Below are 23,224 nucleotides of genomic sequence, written 5' to 3' on the forward strand. Positions count from 1 at the left end.
TATCTTACCAGAAAATTCTGGGGATTCGTCATACATCCAGAAGAGAGTTTTTACTGATGTTTTAAATCAATTCCAGATGTAATCCTTATCCCCCGTGGTCACTGAGCGCGGTCGAAGTGCTCACAATACCTACCATTAGAGTACATTGTTCGCGTAGCGTCTGTCTGCGACACGCTGCGCGAACGCAGAGAAGGTGGGGACTTCCGCGACTCGTTAAATATTGACTATTGACTATTGACTCTTGACCCTTAACCATTGACTATTAGACTATTCCATTATCTTCTGTGATGAAATATTTCTATCGTCTTTTAATATGCCTATCTGGGTGCTTAATATTTTTACTGCTACATAGTTGTTTTGGTTTATTGCCGAGTTTAGCAGCCGAAAAAATTGTTGTTAGGTACAGTTTGTTTGAGCAATCGCTCCCGGTGGCAGATATACGCAACTATGGCGAGACGCAAAAGGTTTCTGCCGATTTGCAATCTTTCTTAGGTTATCTCAGCCCTAAAGAGAAACAGAAGTTCCAAGATACTCTTCAGGTGAAAATGTCTCTTGATATTGCGGCTTTAGATAAGCTCATAAATACAGGAACGGGCAAGCAAATTTTATATTTTGCTTCCCAAGCTACTGTCTTTCCGACACGCTCTGCGATCGCACGTCCTGATCAAGGCAGTATACAAGCGCTACGAGCTGCGATTATCTTAGCAGCAAAATCACCAGAAGGTCTAGGAGTAATCAGTTTTCTAGAAGCGTATCCTAGTAAACAACTAGTCCTTGACATATCAAAAATTTCCAAGTTAGTCAGCATGGCAAATTTATCTTCTGGTTCTGTTAATACGCCGCCGAAAGACGAGGTAAGTTCTTCACCTTTAGGGCAAATTGCACTGCAATATCAAATACTCGCCGCCCAAGATAAACAGTTCTCAGGTTGCTTATTTGGTGATTCTATCTCGGCTGAACTTGGTAATACCCTTGGGAGTGGTACTTTTAATTTTGGGTTAAATGGTCTGAGTACAATCTCATTAGTCGAACAACTGAAAAGTTTAATTCCTACCAAGGTTAAATGTGAAAAAGCGATTATTGCCATCGGTGGAAATGATGCTTGGTATGGAATTAGTGATGAGTTGTTTCGCAAAAATCTCCAAGAGGCGATCGCACTTGTCCGCACAATGGGAACTAAAGAGATTTTTCTCATTCCGGCTTTTTATTCAACAGTTGCAGCAAGCTTAGATCCAACTGTATCAGCCCCACTTTCTAAAGTGGAACAAATTAATGCTCTGATTAATCAAGTTGGTGAAACAGAAAAAGTGCCAGTTGCAGCAGCAGGACTAGCACCATTGTATGAGAATAATGTTCTTAAAGAAAATTTGACCAGTGATGGCGACCACCTGAATGCAGAGGGTTTAAAAATTTATCGACAAGCATTATTACAAATCCTGGGTAAGTAAGTAGGTTAAGCTAATTAAACATAAAACGCTCACTAGATAGATCCCCGACAACTTTTACGAAGTCGGGGATCTGGGAATTACGTTAGCGAGTCCGCGTACTCTGTAAGAGTTGCAAGCTACGCTTTTAGCGTCTGTCTGCGACACGCTGCGCGAACCTAGAGAGCGTCATTATCATTTTTAGGCTTTCCAATTGAAAAACTTGGCATAAATATAAGCGATTCCTTCATCAAGAATTGTCCGCACACCTTGGCTAGAATCCCACCATTTCTCTGGATCGTAATCTTGCGTTTTGGCAGCAATGATACCAACTTTGATATCAGGATTGAGTAATTTTTTGAAAATTAGCCAACTCCTACGGGTATGAACATCCAAAGAAAAAAGATTAATTGATTCTATCTGTAAATTGGAATTGGATAACCAGCGATGAAATTCAGCAGCAGAGGCATAACTCCGATCCTTAACCACAAAAGGTGTTGGAACAGCTACCACTTTTTCTGCTTCTAAACCGAGTTTTATGAAGGTAGCGGCTGACACCTCTGCAAAGTTATTGTATGCAGTCAGATAACTTCCTTTTCCTAATATACCTCCGGTACTAATTATTTGACGATAAGAACCGTTTTTAAATTCAGTCAAAGCTTCTTCTATAGCATAATCTGGTAGCCATCCTTCAACAACTAATACTTTTGCTGATTTTATCGGGTAAGTTACGGCGAGAAATGAGTGTACATGAGTAATAGCAAAAAATATTAAATAAGCAATCAAAGCGATCGCAATCGCCCACCCCTGAGCCGTAAGTGTCCACATTTCTTGGCGTTTTATTAGTTTGATTTTGGGAAAATTTTGACGCCGGCGATTTTTGGTCTGCATTAAACCTTAGCTGAACGTTGCTCTTTCAAGTAGGTAAACACAGACTTATCTCCAATATCAGCAGGAATTGCTTGCACTGTTTTTCGCAGCGCAAATACTAAAAATAACGTTGCCCAAATTCCTAATAAAAGACTTTCCCCCTGAGTTGGTAGAATTCCCACCAAATGTCCTAACAACAGTAGCGGTACTATTAGGGTTAATACTTTGGTTTCTAGGCGATTGAAGCAAAAAGCCTCTTTAAAATAAATACCTGTCAAAGCAACGAAGATAAAACCAACTCCAAATAAGGTAATAGGCTGATTGTAAACAGTGAGAGTCAAAGGTTCACTACTAGAGATTGCCAGAATCACTGATGTTATAGTACCGATCGCCCAAAAGATTTGCAACATTCGGTGCAGTGATGCCATATAGATATGAATCGTAAATAAACTTATACCCAGAGCGAGACTAAAACAAGCATATAAAGGTGTAAGTGTCGTAAAAACAGTGGGGTTATTGTTGAGCAAAACCAAAGCGCTGCCTATGGCAAAGCTCAATGCTGCTACCATTAACCCAGCGCGGTAGATAATTACCCCAGTGCGATCGCTCTGAGTAATTGTAAATTCCCCGAATTGACCTTGATAAACTTCTGTTGAAGGTAGTGTTTGCGTAGTCATAGTTAAAAATGTGGTATTAACGCTGTTATGGAGACAAGTTCTTGGGGTACAAGACTTAACCCGCTTATTAGCAAGAGAAGATATTAATGGTGTCAAGCTACAAGTGTGGGCTACTTGGCTATTTTATGCGATATTCCTTGACTTGGGAGATGCGGTAGAGTCGTGAATTATCTTTACCATTTGACCGGATTTCCTTGGAGAGCGAAAGACATAGCAACTAGTAATTAGCAATGGTTTGTATAGTCCTAGTTTAGCTGAGGACTTGATTCTAAAATTAGATTTTAGTTGTAGACCAGGAGGTATTGACAAATTTAATATTTTGTGGATATAAGAATTAGGCAATCAGATAAATCCATCGCTAGTCAATATCGGAAGCTGAGATGAGCGATCGCATTTGTCTGGATAATTGCAAAAGTGTAGACGCTTACGCTCTTTGTCGAGGATGTGCGATCGCTTCTGTTCTAATACAATAGAAGTGAATAGGTAACATCAGCACCATCATTACTTATGGTGAAATCAGACTCCCGTCAATTGCCTAGTAGTGCTGAACTTACTTGTTCTGACGATACCCCTGTGGATAACGAAGACCAGAACTTTATTCCCAACCTACTTCTCTTCTTGCTGCAATATATTTGGGCAAACCGTAATGACTGGTTTTTGGGCGTGGATATGGGCGTTTACCATACGACAGGGGTTAGTCCACTTGTACCAATTGTTCCAGACGGATTTTTGAGCTTAGGTGTAGAACGCCGCAAGGCAGGAAAATCTCGTAAAAGTTATGTCCTCTGGGAAGAAGACTATATTGTACCTATCTTGGCTTTAGAAATTGTCTCTTTAACTCCGGGTGGAGAATACGACAAAAAATTAGACATTTATGCCAAGTTAGGGGTACTATATTACATTATTTACAATCCAGAGTATTGGCAAAGCGATCGTCACCAACCTTTTCAAGTTTATCGCTTAATAGATGGTAGCTATCAATTGCAAATTGGTGAACCTTTTTGGATGCCAGAAATTGGTTTGGGAATCGGGCGATCGCAATACGTATCTGGTCATATCCAGCGTCAGGTTTTATATTGGTATGACCAACAAGGAAATCGCTATCAAACGTCAGAAGAACAGCTTGAATTAGCGCAAAAACAACTTTAGCGTTATCGTCAGCAATTTGGGGAATTGTCAGAAAAAAGAAATTGCTCGACAACATTCAGAAGGTAATTTTCCAAGTTAAAACGAGGATTTAAAGGAGTTTTACCTTAATTTGACACCAATGAGCAATGCTGTGCCCCTACTGCGTGGTCTATTTACCTGAAAATAGCTGTAAGTCGATAGTGATCGCCACTAGACAAACTGGACAATTTGACCCTTTGCGATCGCAATACGTCTCTGGTAATATCCAGCGTCAGGTTTTATATTGGTATGATCAACAAGGAAATCGCTATCAAACTTCAGAAGAACAGCTTGAATTAGCGCAAAAACAACTTGAGCGTTATCGTCAGCAATTTGGGGAATTGCCGATGTATCAAATGTTGTTACCCCACCCTAACCCTCCCCTTATAAAAGGGAGGGAACCCGATTTTTTATTGTTTCCCCCCTTTATAAGGGGGGATTAAGGGGGGTAATAATTCGATTAAAAGCACAACAAACCACTTTTCAAACAACCTCTTATACTCTGCTATAATTTCTGCCGATACAACCCACTCAAAAGCAGAATTAGCAATCATAAATAAAATTACTGCCTCTGGATTTTTATCAGCTATAGCAGCAGAGACTAAAATATTAGTATCAATAATAACTTTCATTTTCCCCGTCTATAAGCTTCAATTTCTGCTGCTATTTCTTCCTCAGTCAAGGGATTATCTGCGTGTATCGCTTGTATTTCTTTGAATAACTTTTTTAATTCTTCTGCTAAAGTAACCCTTTGATTATCGTCTGTCAAAATAATCACCTCAACTCTCTGTCCCGCTTTAAATGGTAAATCAGATAATACTAACTGCTTTGGATCTGAAATGGTGATATATGTTTTGTAAGCGTTCATGATTTATGCTGTTACTCAACTTTTATCTACCCTTGTTCTAACAATTTCGCCACATTCTCTGCAATTCTCTCTTCTAACTTTGTAAAGTAGCTCTAGAAAAGCGAGTTTTTAAACCCAAATTTTCTCTAACCAACTTTTTCCCCGACTTTTCCAACTGCATTAGATAAAACTGCCGACTTCAGCCGACTGACAAAAAAAAGTGCGATCGCTTAATTTTAATAGAGAAGGCTTTGTTGAGCTACCAAGGGTGCGATCGCCGTTTTGGTCAAGTTAAAGCTTCAGTGTCAGCTTATACCAAACACCAGACATCGCCTCAAAATTAAACCGGACAGTTTTTTTATGCCATGAGGGATAAAGTAAAAGCACCCATATTACCAGGATGGTATATGAGCGCTCATAAATAAAATCATTATCGAGGATAATCTATCTGCTATGACAGACCGAAGTAACTATAAGAATAGCAGGCGGTGGGTAAATAAACTGCAAGGGTAGTTACAAATGTTTTGTTAAAAATATTACTTACTGTAAGATATTGTTTATTTTACTAAAATGTGCTTCTCAAAACTGGTGCGATGCCGCGACACCCTGCGCGAACGTAGAGAAGGCGGGCTACGCCAGAGCTAAACCTGACACTTGGACTATCTTCAGTAGTAAAGTACTAGTACCTAACGGCAGAAATTGCGATCGCTATGAAGCTTCTCTTGGGTGAAACTTGTTAACAACCGCAAGAGAACTTATTTCCAGCGCTTTCCTGCTGATCTTACCTGCACCCAAATCGATCAGCGATCGCGGCCTCTTAATTTTTTTGAGTAAATTATTTTTTGATCACTATTGAGCCGCCGATATCCGCAACTCAATATCTATATTCGTTATCACAAAATCAGACTAATATAATTATTATTTTGCCAATAGTAATTATAATAACTCCCAATATCCTTTGTTGTTAATTCTTTCCCAAAATAGTATTTACTATAATTTAATACTTGCGATATAACCTGATGTTCTGGTAAGTCAATTCAGAAAAAATCCTGATACCCAAAATTTAAAGTTAATAAGATTTATTTATAAATCTCCTTTAAATTTACTTATCAATCCATTTTCAAATCGCAATTGATTTTTTCACTATATTTATAAGTGTTGGGAGTTATCATGGCAAAATATCTACTAGTTTCTGCTAGGGGGATGGGATTTTTATGTTTAATTGCCGGGTTATCACCTGTGCAAGCCCTTCCTAGTTTAGAAATTGCAGATAAAAACGTAGCTGTTAATCAAGATTATGGCAGCTATCAAAAAAATGATTCTCATCAAAGCAATTTAGTAAATAATATCTCCAGTAAATTGCTAATAGCTAATGAGAGTCAAAAAAATTTACCCTCAGTCAATGAACAGCAAAAAATTCCAGATTTAGGAGTAGATTCTGCTGTTAACTTTTGGCAGCCAATCATACCACAATCTGCAAGTTCATTTCCAACCTCATACCAACTTGCACAAGTAACATCCGTATCCCAATTGTCTGATGTACAGCCGACTGATTGGGCTTTTCAGGCACTCCAATCTTTAGTCGAGCGCTATGGTTGTATCGCAGGTTATCCCAATCAAACCTATCGCGGTAATCGAGCGATGACTCGCTATGAATTTGCTGCTGGCTTAAATGCTTGTTTAGAGCGAATCAACCAACTGATTGCGACTGCAACTGCTGATTTGGTCAAGAAAGAAGATTTAGCCACGTTGCAGAAACTACAAGAACAATTTGCGGCAGAATTGGCAACATTGCGGGGTCGAGTAGATGCTGTAGAAGCTCGCACAGCAGAACTACAAGCAAATCAGTTTTCTACAACTACTAAACTTAATGGAGAGGTAATTATTGCTGGTGTTGGTGCTAGCGGCGGCGCTCCTAATAACAGCGACTCGAACATCATCCTAGTCAATAGAGTGCGGTTAAATCTCACCACTAGCTTTACTGGTAAAGATTTATTAATTACTGGATTGCAAGCTTATAACTTTTTGGGTGGAGCCAATGGACAGGGTAGCCTGCAAGAAAGTTTAGGATTAGCTGCGCCGCTTTTAAGTGCAAGTAGCGCCCGTACCAGTTTTGAGCCGCAATTTCCGGGGTTAAATGTCAATACTTTGTCGAGTGTTGGTGCAAACAGTGTTCAGCTTTACAAATTGCTGTATATCTTTCCCGTCGCTAATAAATTAACCTTGTTTGCCGGAACTGCGGCGGAAACATCAGATGCTTTCCCAGCAATTACGCCTTTTTATGGTGAAGGACAAGAGTCAATCTCTCGTTTTGCCGGATTGAATCCTGTGTTACGGGTTTCTGGTGGGACTTCGGGTACTGGTTTAGCATCGGCGGCGGGATTTATTTTTAACATTTCGCCAAATTTGGATTTAAGAGCTTTATACGGCAGTGTAAATGCCAATTTACCCCAAAAATCTTCTAGTGAGGCAGTACCAGGAGTTTCTACTACACCTTTGGGAGCAGGTTTATTTAGTGGTAGTAGTATTATTGCTACACAGTTAACCTTCAAGCCAAGTCCCGATCTGGATATTGGTTTAAACTATGCCCACAGTTATCACGAAATCAATATTTTGGCTACAGGATTAGTTAGTAGTGATATCGGTGCTTTAGCAGGAGTTGGAGCGGGAACACCAATCACACTCAACTCTGTTGGCGGTACGGTAACATGGCGATTGTCTCCCAAAATAGCATTATCTGGCTACGGTGCAGCAATATTTGTTGATGCTTCTTCAAATAGCGTGAATGCTTCCACCACCTTTACAAGTTGGATGGCGGGAGTTCACTTCAAAGATTTATTCAAGCCAGGGAACACTGCCGGGATTCTTTTTGGTCAGCCGCTTTACCGTACTGATGCTGGTGGTTCTGCTCAACTTACCCCCACAGGCGACAATCGGGCAACTCCTTACCATTTAGAAGCCTATTACCGCTTTCAAGTTAGCGATAATATCAGCATTACCCCTGGTGCGTTTATTCTTTTTAATCCAGAAGGTAACAGCAACAATGAGACAACGACTGTAGGTGTACTTCGGACTACTTTTACGTTTTAAAAGATTGGAAGTAGAAAGTCAAAGTCCCCCAATTGATTGGGGGATTTAGAGATTGGATAACAAAGTTCACAGTAATAACAATATTGGACTGTCTCACTAGTATCTAAAAATAAAATGCGTAGCTTCTCGTAGACATCGCCCTACAGATAACCTAATTGTTTCTTTTGCCTGAGTTACCAGTTTGATTTGAAAGTTGGTGCTTTTGTATAACCCGCTCAATCTCGCAAGTCACCGCATTTATTCTGTACTTAACCTTATTAAAATCAATATTCACCCAAATATAGGCTTTGTCAAGTCTTTCCTGCTTGCCATCCATATATTGTTTTGCTTGTCATTTTGTTATATCTATACAATATGGCCGTCTCGATTTCTAAACAACTTTCTCCAGACGTATAACTAAATATGCTTAATATTTAGTTAAGGTTTTATCTGCTAGCAGTTCAATCAAACAGTAATTGCACACACAGCTAGCAGTGCAACTCTACAGCGTATTACTATTTACTGAAAGAGACGCGATATTTCGCGCCTCTAAGAACCAAAATCCAAATTCTAAGCGTTAGCTTAAATCTTTGTTTGTAGATATTGCACCAACTGCGGTGCTTCCATTACTCCCTCTATGCGCTCCACAGGCTGACCCTGCTTAAATAGTACTAAGGTTGGGAGAGCAGAAATTTTATACTGACTGGCCAAATCTGTGTATTTCTCTGTGTCGATTTTGACAATCCGTAGGCGATCCTTAAGTTGGGCATTGACTTTCTCTAAAATTGGCACCATCATCTGACAGGGGCCACACCATTCAGCGTAAAAATCTACTAATACAGGTACATCAGAAGCAGACAGCATCTCTTCAAAGCTGTTAAATTCCTTTTTAGTTGCCATATGACACATACCGATTTTCAATTGTTTGTTTCAATAGTAATTCTTAGAAAATAAAATCGGTATAGGTTCATGGGTTTTTGTTGGGAAAAGATAAGATTAGTCAATATAGACTGATTTGCCAGCCAAAAATCTTAAATAATTATAATAAAATACGTATATCTTTTTATTTTGTGCATAAGCATTAGATATGTCTTTAAACCTATCCTGACCAACCAAATAATTATATAGGCGTTTATGAGAGTAATGTCTACGACGGGACTAGCTGCAACACTTGCTAGTCTATTCAATCAGGCGATGTCTACGATGGTTACTGAGCTTGTCGTTCGCGCAGCGTCTCGTAGAGAAGTACAGGCTGTTTGGTGACGCAGCTATAATTAAATTAACAATATATTGCTTCAAGTTATTCATCCATTAACAAAGAAATAACTATAGGACTCCGATTTGATTTCTGAAAACATACTGAGACTGAAAAGCCCGTTTTATCAGGGTTTTATCTGAAATCTTCTTCAAAAATCAGATATGAGTCCTATATAGGTATTTAATTATAGTAAAACTATGATATTCAAAGAATTAGAAGCAGAGTTGCTCAAGTTAACACCAGCCCAAAAAGCCAAAATTATTACCATTCTCTCCGAAAGCCTTGCTAATCATTGGCAAGGCATCGAAAAAACACCAGAAGTATGTAGTGGAAAAGCCTGTATCGCTAACACTCGTATTCCTGTTTAGGGATTAGTCAATGCTCGTAGTTTAGGATATAGTGAAGCAGATATACTTACTAACTATCCGAGTTTATCAGCAACAGATTTAGCAAATGGTTGGGCTTATGTAGAGGCTTTTAGTGAGGAAATTGTACAGGATATTAAATAAAATGAGGAAGCATAGAACTTTCTCTATTTGATAAGTGTAGTTAAAATTCCTAAAAGATTATCTACAGGGTTAAGATAGATTTCATTTAAATCAATATTCACCACCTGATTTTCTAGCTTTAAAAATCGCCAAATGCTTCCTGTAGTCACAACTCCATAAATAGACGTAATCACATTTCCTTGATTTTGATTAAATGTCTGTGCAGCTAACATTTCTGCAATACATTGAGGTGTAGCAGCATTTAAATTTTCCTTTTTAGCTTCGACAATCATAATTACAGGTGCTTCAATACTCAGTTGTTCCCTAGATTTACTAATTAGAAAGTCACAAATACCATTCAGACCTTTTTCAATATCAACATTAAATTCAGTACCAGAAAACAAGCTAATATTGGGATTTATCTCTTTTAATTCTCCTAAGATTGGGGCAATCAAAAATTCTGACCTAGCTTTTTCTGTATTAATTGCACCCGCTAGAGGTAAATTTCGCCTTAAGGTTTCTTTGAGCCAATTACTAGGTGACATCGGCTCACTTTCTATTAGTCCACTTTGTTCGACAAGTTTAATATTAAATATTCTTTTAATTTCTTCAAGTTTAAAGTCACTATATGACATATAACTAGTTATTTTTTGATCGGGTATTTTTCATAACATAACTGACTATTAGTTATCTAATTTGCTGATGCCAGCAAGATTGTTAGCCGGTAATAGTTAGATTTTATCCAGACAATATTCAGATGTCCCCTAAATCACCATAAGATAATTAGCGCGGTATTTCTAAGATTGAGGAAGATTAAATGACACTATTACAAGATAAAGTCGCAATTGTCACAGGTGGATCACGAGGAATTGGGCGAGCGATCGCAATTGAATTAGCCACACAAGGAGCGATCGCAGTTGTCAATTATGCCAGTTCTAGTGCAGCTGCTGAGGCAGTTGTTACAGAAATTATCGCAGCTGGAGGTCAAGCGATCGCTATCCAAGCTGATGTTTCTAAAATTGATCAAGTAGACGCATTAGTTAACGCCGTCATCGAAAAGTTTAGCCGTGTGGATATTTTAGTCAATAACGCAGGTATTACCCGCGACACCCTGCTTTTGCGTTTGAAGCCAGAAGATTGGCAAGCTGTGATAGACCTAAATCTAACTGGTGTTTTCTTATGTACACGCGCCGTCAGTAAAATCATGCTCAAACAGCGATCGGGGCGGATTATTAATATTACCTCCGTAGCTGGGCAAATCGGCAACCCAGGTCAATCCAACTACAGCGCCGCCAAAGCGGGTGTAATCGGCTTCACCAAAAGCGTTGCCAAAGAACTTGCTTCTCGCGGGATCACCGTTAACGCCGTCGCCCCTGGATTCATCGCCACCGACATGACCAGCAATCTTAACAAAACAGAAGAGATTCTGAAATACATCCCACTTGGTCGCTTTGGTCAGCCCGAAGAAGTCGCCGGGATGGTGCGCTTCCTCGCCGCCGATCCCGCCGCCGCCTACGTCACCGGACAAGTTTTTAATGTTGATGGCGGTATGGTAATGGCCTAAATAGTGCTGAGTTAGGAATTAGTAATTTTGGTAGCGTGCGTTAGCCATAGGCTAACGCACCTTTATTGTACAGTGACTAATTAAATGTCGTCGTGACAAATTGCTGTCCTTGAAATAAGCATTGTATCACTAGGCTTTTGAAAAGCACAGAGTCATCAAAGTTAACACTATATGCAGTGGCAGAATGAATGCCATTTTCTTAGAGTTTATTTGCCAAGTCATTGGCAACAATACAAATTCTTAGCAATGCGTTTTTTCGACAATTCATATTTTCGCCAACTACAAAAAGGCTGCATACTTTACTACCTTACGTGTACGGTTATCACTATTATCAAATTGCCACGTATATACTAGTTAAGCGCTAAAATTTCAGAAATTACAAGATGTAACCTTAAAGTATAAGCCTATACGCTATGTATGAGACTACACTTATAGGTTGACGATTAAGCCTCGGTAAATATGCTTTTTCAAGTATATGAGTAGCTTCTCTAATTCATCTTAGAGGCAGGCTAGATCAAGCATTCAGCATTTCTTCTAAACAACCAACCAAATATGGTTTACTCTCCTTCGCCTTCTACTCCAGAGTCACAAACATTCAAAGTTCTATCGATAGACGGAGGGGGAATTAAAGGGCTGTATTCAGCCAGAATCTTAGAACATTTCGAGGATAGATTTAACTGTCACATCGCTGATTATTTTGACTTGATTTGTGGCACTTCAACGGGAGGCTTGATTGCACTGGGGCTGTCCGTAGATATCCCTGTCGGACTGATCAGCAACTTATACTACAGACGAGGCAAACAAATTTTCCCCCAGCGAAATAGTTTTCTAAGTTCGCTTAAACAAGTTTTCCTGCGAAGCAAGTATGATAACAGCGAATTGAGGAGAGCATTGCAAGAAATGTTTGGAGAGCGAACCCTTGCAGACTCTCGCTGTTTGTTGTGTATCCCCGCATTTTCTTTAACTGATGGTAGACCCTTCATTTTTAAGTACGACCATAATGAAGGCAATCTATGTCGGGATGGCAATACAAAATACGTTGACATCGCTCTTGCAACAAGTGCTGCACCTGCATACTTGCCGATTGTTACGATCGATACTTACGATCACAAACAGTTTATTGATGGAGGAGTTTATGCCAACAATCCAACTTTAGTTGGGGTAGTGGAGGCACTTCGGTACTTCGTTGGCAACGGCAAAAGATTTCAGAAGCTAATGGTGATGTCTATTGGTTCTCTGGAGCCAAATCCTGGTAGGCGGTTTGTTGCTAAACATCATCGTTCGGTTATCGACTGGAACAAGGATCTGATCACTACGTTTTTTGAGGGGCAGGCTTACGTTACGGGTTACTTTGTGGACACTCTAGCGCACTACTGCGACTCCCCGTTTGATTATGTTCGTATTCCTGGTGCTCCTTTATCTCCACAGCAAGCACAAATTATTAACCTCGATAACACTTCCAGTGAGGCATTGCAGTTAATGTCACAGATGGGCACAGATCAGGCGTTGTTTTGGGGTAGGAAACCAGAAATTGCTGAGTTCTTCAAAGAACGTAAACGATATATTATCAGGTGATCACGTGGCAAACTGTCATAAATTGTTCCTGAAGTTCAACACTTTAATTGCTTTAAAGTCTAAGCAAAAAGAGAGATTACGTGTATCCCGTAATGCTATTCGTGACAGAATCAGACGATACTTTCAGAATAAGCAGAATGGCTTTTTTCCAAAGTTTCATGGGCAGGGTTCATTGATAATGAATACTATCATAGAGCCGCTTGATAGAGAGTTTGACATTGATGATGGTATTTATTTCAAAGTAGAAGCAAAACCAATTCAGAGCGTTAGCACATTACACCAATGGATTTGGGAAGCCATAAATGGGCATACGAAACAAAACCCTATTGACAAGCAAACTTGTGTCAGACTTGTCTATGCCGGACAATATCATCTTGATCTGCCCATTTACTACATTATTGAAGGGCAGACTCCATATTTAGCTCATAAGAGTAAAGGATGGATTAAAAGCGATCCTAGAGAATTCATTAAATGGTTTAATGAAAAAGCTGATAATGACGGTCAACTAAAGCGAATTGTTCGTTATCTAAAAGCCTGGAGCGATTACAGGAAAGGCGATTTGCCGAGTGGATTGATTTTCTCAATTTTAGCGGCTAATAATATTGTTTTTGATGAACGAGATGACATAGCCCTTTATAAAACTCTACTCAACATCAAGAGTAGCCTAAAACGAAGTTTTGTATGCTATCGCCCGACAATTCCTGCTGATGAAAACCTGTTAGAGGATTACAGCAAAACTAACAAGGATTACTTTTTAGAGCAGCTTGGCAGTTTCATTCAATCTGCTGAGAAAGCCTTAGATGAAAAGACAAGTCAGAAGGATGCCTGTAAAGCTTGGCAGCGTCACTTTGGCGAAGACCGATTTCCCTTTGAGTCTTATGCAAATACTGAAGAATTCATTGAAAATCGTTTTACTATCGATATTCGATATGAATTGAAGATAGATTGCCTTGTTTCACAACAAGGCTTTAGAACTCATTCATTAATTGAAATGATTTTAAGTAGATTACCTTTGCTTAGAGGTAAAAGCCTAAAATTTTATATTGTTGACTGTAATGTACCAAAGCCATTTCAAGTCAAATGGAAGGTTCGTAATGTTGGAGAAGAAGCAACCAGAAGAGATCAAATTCGAGGGCAAATTCTAAATGATAGTGGAAATCATCAAAAAAACGAATCAAGTCTTTTCCACGGAGCGCATTTTGTGGAATGTTATATTATTAAAGATAATATTTGTGTGGCACGGTCTAGAATTGATGTGCCGATTAAATTTCCAGAGTAGGGTGGCCGCCGAGAGACGAATACCGTTGGTAAGTAGGGCTAGCATTGCAATGCCCACCCTACAAGCAACTAAGGCTGTTGGCGTATCCTTTGCCAGATAGTAAAGGCCAAAAGAAGAATAATGCTACTGGCGGTAGCTGCCATCACAGCCAAACTCATACCTTGTATTCTCATCGCCAGCAAGTTGAAAACTAAGGTAATTGACCAAAGCGTGAACGCAGCATTGCGCTGGGAGAGTCCCCAAGCAAGTAAGCGGTGGTGCAGGTGGTCTTTGCCAGGAGTACTCAGAGGGTTATTTCCTGCTAGTAACCGCCGCACAAATACTTGAGTGGTATCTAGCACTGGCAACAACAGAAATAAAACCGTGGGAATTAGCGCATAAACTGTGTTTTGTTGCAGTCTACCTAAAATACTGGTTGCTGCCAGCACATAACCGAAAAAGTATGCTCCGGCATCACCCATAATAATCCGTGACGGATGGAAGTTATGGCGCAAAAAGCCCAGTGCAGCACCTGCCAAGGCTGCGAGTACCAAAATTGCTGCTGCACGATTGTTAAATTGGGCTGCAACCGCCAACAAACTCATGGCGGTAATAAAGCTGATTCCTCCTGCCAAGCCATCCATACCATCCATCAAGTTGATGGCGTTGGTAATGCCTACTACCCACAGTACTGTTAGCGACATGGACAAGAGCGAGTCGATGGGGGTGCCAAACATCACTTGAACGCTGATGCCATTAGCTACCAGCAACAGTGCCGTGACAATTTGCGCCCACAATCGAACAGAGGGCGGTAAGCCGAACTGATCATCGATAAAGCCTACAAGGACTAATATCGAACCCCCCAATAAAATAGTGAGCACCTGAGCCAAGACGTTTTGGAGTTCGATCGGTCGTAAAAGGCTAGCTAATACGAGCGCGGCAATTACACCCGCGTAGATAGCCAGCCCCCCTGCATTGGGTAAAGGTTCTCGGTTGAGTCGCCGGGCATTGGGTTGGTCAGCCCAACCTACCCGCAAGGCGAATTTGCGTACTGTCGGAATTAAACGCCACGTTACAACCCAAGCCAAGAGGAACGTAAATACAACCGCCAACCAACCGGTGCCGCTAGGGTCGGCAATACCGAGGGACTTAAGGGAGTTCTCTAGATTCATCTCCCAATTCAAGCATTACTGCCTGTATCTAATATGAGCATCACCTGTATATTAATCAATTTTTTTATTTCCATTTAGAAATTGAGCGGCTTGGGAAATTAGCACTCTTGACGTGTGAGTGCTAAATTGTCTAATGAAAGCGCTGGAGAAATAAAACATGGCGAAAATTATTGCATTTAACGAGGAATCGCGGCGAGCTCTAGAAAGGGGTGTTAACGCCCTTGCCGATGCCGTAAAAATCACCTTGGGGCCTAAAGGTCGCAATGTCCTTTTAGAGAAAAAATTTGGCGCACCTCAAATTGTCAACGATGGTATCACTGTTGCCAAGGAAATTGAATTAGAAGATCCTCTGGAAAATACTGGTGCGAGACTCATGCAGGAAGTAGCATCAAAAACTAAAGATGTTGCTGGAGATGGCACCACTACCGCCACAGTTTTAGCACAAGCCTTAATTCGGGAAGGTTTGAAGAACGTCGCGGCGGGTAGTAACCCAGTTAGCTTGAAGCGCGGGATCGACAAAACTATTGAGGCACTGGTAAAAGAAATTGCCAGGGTAGCCAAGCCAGTAGAAGGAAGTGCGATCGCTCAAGTTGCCACTGTCTCAGCTGGTAACGATGAAGAAGTTGGCCAAATGTTAGCCGAAGCAATGGAAAAAGTCACCAAAGATGGTGTAATTACCGTTGAAGAATCTAAATCCCTCACAACTGAACTAGAAGTAGTTGAGGGGATGCAGATTGACAGGGGCTATATTTCACCGTACTTTGTCACCAACAACGAGCGACAAATAGTCGAATTTGAAAACGCCCGTATCCTGGTGACAGATAAAAAAATCAGCAGCATCCAAGATTTAGTGCCGATTTTGGAAAAAGTCGCCCGTTCCGGTCAGCCCTTGCTAATCATCGCTGAAGATGTCGAAGGTGATGCTTTGGCAACTTTGGTGGTGAACAAAGCGCGGGGTGTATTGGCCGTGGCTGCCATTAAAGCGCCTGGGTTTGGCGATCGCCGCAAAGCTTTGTTAGAAGATATTGCTATTCTCACCGATGGACAGTTGATTTCTGAAGAAATCGGCTTAAGCTTGGATACTGCTGCTCTAGAAGCGCTGGGAACTGCCCGCAAAATCACCATTGACAAAGAAACCACGACAATTGTAGCTGGCAGTGTTACCAAGCCAGAGGTACAAAAACGGATTGCTCAAATTCGCAGACAGTTGGAAGAAACCGATTCTGACTACGATCAAGAAAAACTGCAAGAACGCATCGCCAAGCTCGCTGGCGGTGTGGCAGTGATTAAAGTGGGTGCGCCAACCGAAACCGAACTCAAAGACCGCAAACTGCGGATTGAAGACGCGCTGAACGCTACTAAAGCTGCTGTGGAAGAAGGTATTGTTCCTGGTGGTGGGACGACCCTAATTCACTTGGCTAAAACCGTAGAAGCGATTAAAAACAGCCTACAAAATGAAGAAGAAAGAATTGGGGCTGATATTGTCGGACGAGCGCTAGAAGCTCCCTTGCGCCAAATAGCAGACAATGCCGGTGCTGAAGGCTCTGTGATCGTCTCTAAAGTCCGAGATAGCGACTTTAACATTGGCTACAACGCTGCTACCGGGGAATTTGAAGACTTGATCGCGGCTGGCATTATTGACCCTGCCAAAGTCGTGCGTTCAGCTTTGCAAAACGCTGGCTCTATTGCTGGTTTGGTCTTAACCACCGAAGCGATCATTGTTGAAAAGCCGGAGAAGAAATCCGCCGGTCCTGCGCCTGATATGGGTGGTATGGGCGGCATGGGCGGTATGGGTGGCATGGGCGGCATGGGTGGCATGGGTGGCATGTTCTAACTTCTGCTGACCAAAATAAATATTTTTTAAGCAGTTTGTCTTCCCAAGGCAAACTGTTTTTTATCGCATTGCTGATTGCGAGACGATATGTTATCTCTATTGCTGGGAAGTAGCTGCGCGTAAATAAACTTACATCAGTTTTCATCTATTTGAACCACACCTTTGCTAGGGATATAGCAATGCTCATTGGTGTCAACTTCAGCTAAAACTCCTTTAAAACCTCGTTTCCGGCCTCTGGCTGGAAATGCTCCTCCTGGCGGCTCTGCCGCTAGCAAGGGAGGCGGAGCCTCAACGACGGGCGTTCCCAGTCGGAGACTGGGAACGAGATCAGAGATAATCTCTAAAAGCTGCTTCTAGACTGGCTTTTACCTTAAGTTGATACCCATGAGCTATGCTGTACCCCGACTGCGCGATCTTATTTATCTGAAAATAGCTGTAATTATGAAACTTTTCAGTGGTTAGTTGTGAGTACAACTGACTACCAACAAAATACTAATGACCAAATTAGCCACCTAAATAATTGCGTAATTTAAAAATTACCGTCTTGGGATTAAATTTTGTAAAATTACGTGTAAGTCGTTAGTTGTCCTAGTCAGTTATTTTTAGTACTGACAAATGATCGATGACAAATGACTAATAACTATTAGGTAATATTTAATGGCACGAAAACTGCGCCGCCTTCCCAAAATAGTAAATAGGCCGCCATATGAAGATGAGTTCTATCACCAACCAGGGACTATACCTGGAACCATTATTATTGATGCAGATGCTCCACAACCGATAATTTTCTTGATTGACTATAACCAAACCAATTTTATCCGCGAACAAATAGCAACCCCAGAGGAGTGTGTCCCATATCTGGAGATGGAATCTATTTCTTGGGTAGATGTACAAGGTTTAGGCAGTCAAGACATATTACAACGATTGGGTAAAGTTTTTAAGTTACATTCTCTAGTTTTAGAAGATATAGTTAATGTACCGGAGCGTCCGAAAATAGAGGATTATGAAGATCAATTGCTATTCATTAGCCGCATGGTAGTACCAAAGGAAAGAATATGTGGTTTTCACAGCGAGCAAGTGAGTTTGGTATTAGGTAAAAATTATTTGCTGACAGTCCAAGAGGAACCAGAACATGATTGCTTTGAAGCGGTGCGATCGCGAATTGAAAAAAATAAAGGGATCATCCGCAAACAGGGAGCGGATTATTTAGCTTACGCTGTCTTAGATGCAATTATTGATGGCTTTTTCCCAGTGCTGGAGATTTATGGGGAACGAATCGAAGAGTTAGAGGAGGAGGTAATAGTTAAACCTACCCCACAAACACTACAAAATATTTATCAAATTCGGCGAGAATTACTGCAACTACGTCGTGCTATCTGGCCTCAGCGAGATGCAATTAATTCCTTAATTCGAGATGGTAGTGATTTAATTAGTGAAGAAGTGCGAATCTACCTGCGAGATTGTTATGACCATACGGTGCAAGTGATGGATATGGTGGAAACTTACCGAGAATTAGCATCTGGATTAATGGATGTGTACCTTTCGGCAGTGAGCAACAAAATGAATGAAATCATGAAAGTGCTAACAGTGGTTTCCTCAATCTTTATTCCACTGACTTTTGTGGCAGGAGTATATGGGATGAATTTCAATACTGAAAAATCGCCATATAATATGCCGGAATTGAATTGGTATTGGGGCTATCCACTTTGCTTGGCAGTCATGGGGGCGATCGCACTTGGTTTGCTATTCTTTTTTTGGCGACGAGGCTGGCTGCAAAATTCTGTAACAATCAAGCGCAATTAAAAATTACAAATGAGCGATGAGTCTAATATACATTCATTAGCACCGGGAGTTAGGATTCTGAGTTATGAGGAGTAGCGACCAGAATTTAATAGTTTTGACGATTTATATTATCGGTGTTTCATACGTTTTTAACCGCATGGTTGAATCCATTGACGACCAAATTAAATTTGAGTTTAAAAAAGGAATCGTTGACGAGCAACTCAAAGAACAAAATCTCGACGATAAAATTGGAATTTCCTTTAGACTCAAATCCTCATACCCAATTGACGATTTGAAAGATTTAGGAATTAGCATTGAAAATAAATCTGATAATGTTGCTGTATACGTTGACTGGGACAATAGCTCTTTAGTAGTTGAACATAGCAAGCAATCGCGCCGCGTGATTCGGAAATCACCAGACTTAACCCGCGACTTAGCAGTACCCCAAAGTCCTAGCCTGATTGCTCCCAAGAAAACACTTTCGGAAACGGTGACAGCAGAAGATGTTTTCGAGCGCGATCAAGTAGCTGGAACCTACTTAGCTAAAAAACCATTAATTGATATCAATGGGCTGCAAAAAGGGCAAAAAAAGTTGTACAACGACTTTATTAACAGAAGAAAGGAATTGGACTTTTCCCTGCAACTGGTGCTACGGATATCTGAGGTGCGTTTAGGTCTATCCCCAGGTCGTGATTTTCCTGACATTAGCATTATCAATTGTCCTTTCACAGTCAGGAAACTACCTTGGACTTACGCTCTACCTTGGAATAAAAAAAAGTAATATCAGCCAGACACACTATGCCATCGAAGATTACACTGGATCTTAAGGAGAGAGTAGGCGCAGGCAGTTGCAGATCAGTCATAGTCACTGGTTTGAGGAAAGTCCGGACTCCCGAAAGACCAAACTTGCTGGATAACGTCCAGTGCGAGCGATCGTGAGGATAGTGCCACAGAAAGATACCGCCAAAACCAGTACTGAGTAATGAGTGCTGAGTTTTCTTTACTCAGTACTCAGCACTCAGCACTCACAACTGTTTTGGTAAGGGTGCAAAGGTGCGGTAAGAGCGCACCAGCAGTATCGAGAGGTGCTGGCTCGGTAAACCCCGGTTGGGAGCAAGGCGATAGGAACTATGGTTGGTTTTTTACCAGTTCCGCTCAATGAGAGCCGCTAGAGGCGTCTGGTAACAGGCGTCCCAGATAGATAACTGCCCTCGCAAGAGAACAGAACCCGGCTTACTACCTAGTCTTTCCCCTGTAATGGAGTATGAACCTTTGACGGTTTGTACTCTATTATTTTTTGTATGGATTTTGTGCGATCGCTAATTGATCATTTAGAGCATTCCCAGGATATCTAATGCTGTATCCAGATGCCATTTAACCCGATAGAGTCCAAACAATTTCTCTTGACTGTATCGTGCTACTCTAGCTTCTTTCCCTCCATCGTCACCTTGAGCAATGCTGACTGTTCTGGTGTAGGTGTTCCCATCGCCTCTAGGGTTGCTTCTAGGGCTTGTACTTGAGAGAGCATAGGAGACTTCAATCCTTTATTGTCTGACACTTGCTTGCAGGCTATAACAGGGAAGGTCAGGAGTGCGTTAATGTAGGATGCCTTATCAGCAGGGTTCCCTATTGCTTGGATGCCATACTGTATCAGACATAAATCACGTAATGCTCTCAAGCTTTTAAGTTCTAATTCTGTGCGTGTAAACATAAAATAGAGTTACCTCTTGTAAAAGTGGGAATCGGTGGGCAACAAGTTTCTCAGGCTAAGATGCCCACTGATTTAACATTCTCCACTGATATACATGTGGAGAATAGCTTTATTTGTATTTCTACACAATGTCTAAAAATAAAGGTAATCCAGATAACTTAAAGCCATTCACCACAGACAGAGAGCGACCACTAACTGAATATCTACATTTGCGTGTCACCAAGGAAATGAAGGAAGAAGTGAAAGCTAAAGACGACCCTCCTGAGTTTTGCCGTCAAGCTATTCAAGAAAAGCTAGATAGAGATAAGTAGCGAAAAGTTGTTAAAGTAATAGTCCAAGAACTCTATATAAAAATAGATAGCTAATTGCCTTTCTCTGCCCCCTTCCCCTTGTCATGTAATGCCTCTTGCTTATCCACGCCGTCAACGGCAACTCGAAAGTTTAGTCCAAAAATTAGGTTTGTCGCTAGAAGCACCTATAAAGTGGGAACTGCTGGATTTAGCGCTAACTCATCCTACTGTCTCTGAGTCGGCAAATTATGAACAGCTGGAATTTGTTGGCGATGCAGTGGTACGGCTGGTGTCGGCTGTTGTGTTATGGGAAAATTATCCCGATTGTCCTGTAGGGGATTTTGCAGCAATTCGTTCGGTGTTGGTAAGCGATCGCATCCTCGCCCAATTAGCAAGAGTTTATGGTTTGGAGTTATACTTACTAGTCGCTGGTAGTGCTACTGCTGATAAAGTTGGTCTAGAGTCACGATTGGCAGATGCTTTTGAAGCAGTTCTAGGTGCGCTTTACTTAAGCACTCAAAATCTGGAACTGATCCGCTCTTGGCTAGATCCCCATTTCCAACAACTAACCACAGAAATTCGCCTCGATCCTGCCAGACTTAATTACAAAGCTGCTCTCCAAGAATGGACTCAGGCACAATTTAAAGTTTTACCAGAATATCGGGTTGTGGAAATCACTCAACCGTACCGCAATCAAGAACGTTTTGTGGCTGAAGTGTGGCTGCACGGAAACAAGCTAGGAGTTGGTAAGGGACGCTCGATCAAAACTGCTGAACAAGCCGCAGCTAAGGTAGCTTTTTTAGCAATTCCTAATCCGCAAAAACCCTGAACTCAAAAGATTACAAATAAACTGATAATCAGTTGGTTGTCATTAGTCATTTTTTATTTGACAAATGACAAATGACAAATGACAAATGACAAATAACTAATGACAAACCAAATTAAAATTGCTGTCATCGGAGTTGGGCGTTGGGGAGTGCATTTGCTGCGGAATTTCTTAGCACATCCCCAAGTAAATGTAGTTGCTGTAGTAGACCCCCATCCAGAACGATTAGCGGCGGTAAAACAGCAGTTAAACTTAGATGAAAATGTAGTATTAACAACTCAATGGCAGGATTTAAAGAAAGTGCCAGGGTTAATAGGGGTGGCGATCGCAACTCCGGCCACTACCCACTATGTTTTAATTAAAGACGCTCTCCAACAGAGATATCATGTTTTGGCAGAAAAACCCCTAACTCTCAACCCAGTAGAGTGTCGGGAACTTTGCCAGTTAGCAGAGCAGCATCATTTAATACTCATGGTTGACCATACTTATTTATTTCACCCAGCAGTTGAGGCAGGAAAAACTGTAGTACAAGCGGGTAAATTAGGTGATTTGCGCTATGGTTACGCCACCCGTACCCATTTGGGGCCTGTCCGGCAAGATGTTGATGCACTGTGGGACTTAGCTATTCACGATATTGCTATCTTTAACGCTTGGCTAGGTCAAATTCCTGTGAAAGTACAAGCAACGGGTACGGTGTGGCTACAGGCAGGAGTGGGGGAAGACGCAAAGATCCGGGGACTAGCTGATTTAGTATGGCTGACGCTGACATACCCAGATGGCTTTCAAGTTTATATTCACCTGTGCTGGCTGAATCCTGATAAACAGCGACGGCTGGGGATTGTGGGCAGTCTTGGCAGCTTGATTTTTGATGAAATGTCACTATCATCACCTCTAACCCTACTGAGTGGGGAGTTTGAGCAGCAGGGTAATCAATTTATTCCTGTGAATCAAAGGCAGATAGTGCTGGAATTAGAAACAGGCGAACCATTGCAACGGGTTTGCTCGTCGTTTGTTGTCTCTATTCTCAAAAATACTCCCTCAGAGGTTTCGTCTGGCTGGGTAGGCACTGAGTTAGTAGAAATTCTTGCTGCTCTGACAGTATCTCTTGAGCAAGGCGGCAAACCTGTTTTTTTGAACAACTGCTCTCAACTGTAATTTTCAGCTCTAAGGTTCATTAACGGAGTTCAAAGACTCATTCACGAAGCTCTGAGGTTGATCAACGGAGTTCAAAGACTCATTCACGAAGCTCTGAGGTTGATCAACGGAGTTCAAAGGCTCGTTCACGAAGCTCTGAGGTTGATCAACGGAGTTCAAAGACTCGTTCACGAAGCTCTGAGGTTGATCAACGGAGTTCAAAGACTCGTTCACGAAGCTCTGAGGTTGATCAACGGAGTTCAAAGACTCGTTCACGA

General features: G+C 41.3%; 22 protein-coding genes, 1 other RNA gene and 1 pseudogene. 16 read left to right on the forward strand and 8 right to left on the reverse strand.

Features of this window, described 5'->3' with window-relative positions; all coding sequences use genetic code 11:
* Positions 1 to 287: 287 nt before the first annotated feature.
* Positions 288 to 1,448: an alpha/beta hydrolase gene (locus tag V7K15_RS13525; protein ID WP_334906032.1), complete on the forward strand. Its 1,161-nt coding sequence runs from the start codon at positions 288 to 290 to the stop codon at positions 1,446 to 1,448.
* 177 nt (positions 1,449 to 1,625) lie between these two features.
* Here V7K15_RS13525 and V7K15_RS13530 read toward each other — a convergent pair whose 3' ends face one another.
* Positions 1,626 to 2,315: a YdcF family protein gene (locus tag V7K15_RS13530; protein ID WP_334906013.1), complete on the reverse strand. Its 690-nt coding sequence runs from the start codon at positions 2,313 to 2,315 to the stop codon at positions 1,626 to 1,628.
* A complete protein-coding gene (locus V7K15_RS13535; RefSeq protein WP_334906014.1) occupies positions 2,315 to 2,971 on the reverse strand; it encodes a DUF2301 domain-containing membrane protein in 657 nt (218 codons plus the stop codon). Before V7K15_RS13535 ends, V7K15_RS13530 begins: the two co-directional genes overlap by 1 nt.
* 10 nt (positions 2,972 to 2,981) lie before the next feature.
* Between V7K15_RS13535 and V7K15_RS13540 the strand changes: the two genes are divergently transcribed.
* The 3 genes from V7K15_RS13540 (at position 2,982) to V7K15_RS13550 (ending at position 4,581) form a co-directional block, all read left to right on the forward strand.
* Positions 2,982 to 3,137 (forward strand): hypothetical protein, encoded by a 156-nt coding sequence (locus V7K15_RS13540; protein WP_334906034.1) that lies wholly within the window; start codon positions 2,982 to 2,984, stop codon positions 3,135 to 3,137.
* Positions 3,138 to 3,478: 341 nt separating this feature from the next.
* Positions 3,479 to 4,120, forward strand: coding sequence for a Uma2 family endonuclease (locus tag V7K15_RS13545; RefSeq protein WP_334906015.1), 642 nt, complete (start codon positions 3,479 to 3,481; stop codon positions 4,118 to 4,120).
* A 179-nt stretch (positions 4,121 to 4,299) separates the two neighbouring features.
* On the forward strand, positions 4,300 to 4,581 hold the full coding sequence (locus V7K15_RS13550) for a hypothetical protein (RefSeq protein ID WP_334906016.1): 282 nt from the start codon (positions 4,300 to 4,302) through the stop codon (positions 4,579 to 4,581).
* Here the strand turns inward: V7K15_RS13550 and V7K15_RS13555 are convergent.
* The gene (locus tag V7K15_RS13555) at positions 4,549 to 4,770 is read right to left on the reverse strand and encodes a PIN domain-containing protein (protein ID WP_334906017.1); all 222 of its coding nucleotides are present in this window, start codon (positions 4,768 to 4,770) and stop codon (positions 4,549 to 4,551) included. The two genes, V7K15_RS13550 and V7K15_RS13555, sit on opposite strands and share 33 nt — an antisense overlap.
* Entirely contained in the window at positions 4,767 to 5,006 is a 240-nt protein-coding gene (locus tag V7K15_RS13560; RefSeq protein WP_334906018.1) for a hypothetical protein, read from the reverse strand. Before V7K15_RS13560 ends, V7K15_RS13555 begins: the two co-directional genes overlap by 4 nt.
* 1,149 nt (positions 5,007 to 6,155) lie before the next feature.
* On the opposite strand from V7K15_RS13560, the gene V7K15_RS13565 reads away from it, so the two are divergent.
* Positions 6,156 to 8,075 carry an iron uptake porin gene (locus tag V7K15_RS13565; RefSeq protein WP_334906019.1) on the forward strand — a complete coding sequence of 640 codons (1,920 nt, stop codon included), beginning with the start codon at positions 6,156 to 6,158 and terminating at the stop codon, positions 8,073 to 8,075.
* A 561-nt stretch (positions 8,076 to 8,636) separates the two neighbouring features.
* On the opposite strand, the gene trxA is transcribed toward V7K15_RS13565, so the two are convergent.
* Positions 8,637 to 8,954, reverse strand: coding sequence for a thioredoxin (gene trxA, locus V7K15_RS13570; protein WP_334906020.1), 318 nt, complete (start codon positions 8,952 to 8,954; stop codon positions 8,637 to 8,639).
* A 555-nt stretch (positions 8,955 to 9,509) separates the two neighbouring features.
* On the opposite strand from trxA, the pseudogene V7K15_RS13575 reads away from it, so the two are divergent.
* A pseudogene (locus V7K15_RS13575) lies at positions 9,510 to 9,821 on the forward strand (DUF433 domain-containing protein).
* Positions 9,822 to 9,844: 23 nt separating this feature from the next.
* On the opposite strand, the gene V7K15_RS13580 reads toward V7K15_RS13575, so the two are convergent.
* Complete coding sequence (locus V7K15_RS13580) at positions 9,845 to 10,435, reverse strand: hypothetical protein (protein WP_334906021.1); 591 nt, start codon at positions 10,433 to 10,435, stop codon at positions 9,845 to 9,847.
* A 182-nt stretch (positions 10,436 to 10,617) separates the two neighbouring features.
* Between V7K15_RS13580 and fabG the strand changes: the two genes are divergently transcribed.
* The 3 genes from fabG to V7K15_RS13595 all read left to right on the forward strand — a co-directional run bounded on the left by fabG (position 10,618) and on the right by V7K15_RS13595 (position 14,218).
* Positions 10,618 to 11,364 (forward strand): 3-oxoacyl-[acyl-carrier-protein] reductase, encoded by a 747-nt coding sequence (gene fabG / locus V7K15_RS13585; RefSeq protein WP_334906022.1) that lies wholly within the window; start codon positions 10,618 to 10,620, stop codon positions 11,362 to 11,364.
* A 552-nt stretch (positions 11,365 to 11,916) separates the two neighbouring features.
* Positions 11,917 to 12,939 carry a CBASS cGAMP-activated phospholipase gene (locus V7K15_RS13590; protein ID WP_334906023.1) on the forward strand — a complete coding sequence of 341 codons (1,023 nt, stop codon included), beginning with the start codon at positions 11,917 to 11,919 and terminating at the stop codon, positions 12,937 to 12,939.
* 4 nt (positions 12,940 to 12,943) lie between these two features.
* On the forward strand, positions 12,944 to 14,218 hold the full coding sequence (locus V7K15_RS13595) for a nucleotide-binding domain-containing protein (protein WP_334906033.1): 1,275 nt from the start codon (positions 12,944 to 12,946) through the stop codon (positions 14,216 to 14,218).
* A 68-nt stretch (positions 14,219 to 14,286) separates the two neighbouring features.
* Here the strand turns inward: V7K15_RS13595 and V7K15_RS13600 are convergent, their stop codons facing one another.
* Complete coding sequence (locus V7K15_RS13600; RefSeq protein ID WP_334906024.1) at positions 14,287 to 15,369, reverse strand: MraY family glycosyltransferase; 1,083 nt, start codon at positions 15,367 to 15,369, stop codon at positions 14,287 to 14,289.
* 157 nt (positions 15,370 to 15,526) lie between these two features.
* Between V7K15_RS13600 and groL the strand changes: the two genes are divergently transcribed.
* From groL to rnpB, 4 genes are all read left to right on the forward strand, one after another.
* The gene (gene groL, locus V7K15_RS13605) at positions 15,527 to 17,203 is read left to right on the forward strand and encodes a chaperonin GroEL (RefSeq protein WP_334906025.1); all 1,677 of its coding nucleotides are present in this window, start codon (positions 15,527 to 15,529) and stop codon (positions 17,201 to 17,203) included.
* A 657-nt stretch (positions 17,204 to 17,860) separates the two neighbouring features.
* Complete coding sequence (gene corA / locus V7K15_RS13610) at positions 17,861 to 19,006, forward strand: magnesium/cobalt transporter CorA (protein ID WP_334906026.1); 1,146 nt, start codon at positions 17,861 to 17,863, stop codon at positions 19,004 to 19,006.
* Between the two features lie 64 nt (positions 19,007 to 19,070).
* Positions 19,071 to 19,766, forward strand: a complete 696-nt coding sequence (locus V7K15_RS13615) for a hypothetical protein (RefSeq protein WP_334906027.1) — start codon at positions 19,071 to 19,073, stop codon at positions 19,764 to 19,766.
* 49 nt (positions 19,767 to 19,815) lie between these two features.
* Positions 19,816 to 20,237: RNase P RNA component class A (gene rnpB / locus V7K15_RS13620), an RNA gene on the forward strand.
* Positions 20,238 to 20,402: 165 nt separating this feature from the next.
* Here rnpB and V7K15_RS13625 read toward each other — a convergent pair.
* On the reverse strand, positions 20,403 to 20,696 hold the full coding sequence (locus V7K15_RS13625; protein WP_334906028.1) for a hypothetical protein: 294 nt from the start codon (positions 20,694 to 20,696) through the stop codon (positions 20,403 to 20,405).
* Positions 20,697 to 20,824: 128 nt separating this feature from the next.
* Here V7K15_RS13625 and V7K15_RS13630 point away from each other — a divergent pair, with 128 nt between their 5' ends.
* The 3 genes from V7K15_RS13630 to V7K15_RS13640 all read left to right on the forward strand — a co-directional run bounded on the left by V7K15_RS13630 (position 20,825) and on the right by V7K15_RS13640 (position 22,967).
* Positions 20,825 to 21,007 (forward strand): hypothetical protein, encoded by a 183-nt coding sequence (locus V7K15_RS13630; RefSeq protein ID WP_334906029.1) that lies wholly within the window; start codon positions 20,825 to 20,827, stop codon positions 21,005 to 21,007.
* Positions 21,008 to 21,095: 88 nt separating this feature from the next.
* Entirely contained in the window at positions 21,096 to 21,815 is a 720-nt protein-coding gene (rnc, locus tag V7K15_RS13635; protein WP_334906030.1) for a ribonuclease III, read from the forward strand.
* A gap of 99 nt (positions 21,816 to 21,914) precedes the next feature.
* On the forward strand, positions 21,915 to 22,967 hold the full coding sequence (locus V7K15_RS13640; RefSeq protein ID WP_334906031.1) for a Gfo/Idh/MocA family protein: 1,053 nt from the start codon (positions 21,915 to 21,917) through the stop codon (positions 22,965 to 22,967).
* The last annotated feature ends 257 nt before the right edge of the window (positions 22,968 to 23,224 follow it).

Origin of the sequence: Nostoc sp. (assembly GCF_036919815.1) — a bacterium.
GTDB lineage: Bacteria > Cyanobacteriota > Cyanobacteriia > Cyanobacteriales > Nostocaceae > Nostoc.

Bases quoted from the DNA above. Each gene is read 5' to 3' on its own strand.
- V7K15_RS13525 (WP_334906032.1), top strand. From the start codon at position 288: ATGAAATATTTCTATCGTCTTTTAATATGCCTATCTGGGTGCTTAATA.
- V7K15_RS13530 (WP_334906013.1), bottom strand. From the start codon at position 2,315: ATGCAGACCAAAAATCGCCGGCGTCAAAATTTTCCCAAAATCAAACTA.
- V7K15_RS13535 (WP_334906014.1), bottom strand. From the start codon at position 2,971: ATGACTACGCAAACACTACCTTCAACAGAAGTTTATCAAGGTCAATTC.
- V7K15_RS13545 (WP_334906015.1), top strand. From the start codon at position 3,479: ATGGTGAAATCAGACTCCCGTCAATTGCCTAGTAGTGCTGAACTTACT.
- V7K15_RS13555 (WP_334906017.1), bottom strand. From the start codon at position 4,770: ATGAAAGTTATTATTGATACTAATATTTTAGTCTCTGCTGCTATAGCT.
- V7K15_RS13560 (WP_334906018.1), bottom strand. From the start codon at position 5,006: ATGAACGCTTACAAAACATATATCACCATTTCAGATCCAAAGCAGTTA.
- V7K15_RS13565 (WP_334906019.1), top strand. From the start codon at position 6,156: ATGGCAAAATATCTACTAGTTTCTGCTAGGGGGATGGGATTTTTATGT.
- trxA (WP_334906020.1), bottom strand. From the start codon at position 8,954: ATGGCAACTAAAAAGGAATTTAACAGCTTTGAAGAGATGCTGTCTGCT.
- V7K15_RS13580 (WP_334906021.1), bottom strand. From the start codon at position 10,435: ATGTCATATAGTGACTTTAAACTTGAAGAAATTAAAAGAATATTTAAT.
- fabG (WP_334906022.1), top strand. From the start codon at position 10,618: ATGACACTATTACAAGATAAAGTCGCAATTGTCACAGGTGGATCACGA.
- V7K15_RS13590 (WP_334906023.1), top strand. From the start codon at position 11,917: ATGGTTTACTCTCCTTCGCCTTCTACTCCAGAGTCACAAACATTCAAA.
- V7K15_RS13600 (WP_334906024.1), bottom strand. From the start codon at position 15,369: ATGAATCTAGAGAACTCCCTTAAGTCCCTCGGTATTGCCGACCCTAGC.
- groL (WP_334906025.1), top strand. From the start codon at position 15,527: ATGGCGAAAATTATTGCATTTAACGAGGAATCGCGGCGAGCTCTAGAA.
- corA (WP_334906026.1), top strand. From the start codon at position 17,861: ATGGCACGAAAACTGCGCCGCCTTCCCAAAATAGTAAATAGGCCGCCA.
- V7K15_RS13615 (WP_334906027.1), top strand. From the start codon at position 19,071: ATGAGGAGTAGCGACCAGAATTTAATAGTTTTGACGATTTATATTATC.
- V7K15_RS13625 (WP_334906028.1), bottom strand. From the start codon at position 20,696: ATGTTTACACGCACAGAATTAGAACTTAAAAGCTTGAGAGCATTACGT.
- V7K15_RS13630 (WP_334906029.1), top strand. From the start codon at position 20,825: ATGTCTAAAAATAAAGGTAATCCAGATAACTTAAAGCCATTCACCACA.
- rnc (WP_334906030.1), top strand. From the start codon at position 21,096: ATGCCTCTTGCTTATCCACGCCGTCAACGGCAACTCGAAAGTTTAGTC.
- V7K15_RS13640 (WP_334906031.1), top strand. From the start codon at position 21,915: ATGACAAACCAAATTAAAATTGCTGTCATCGGAGTTGGGCGTTGGGGA.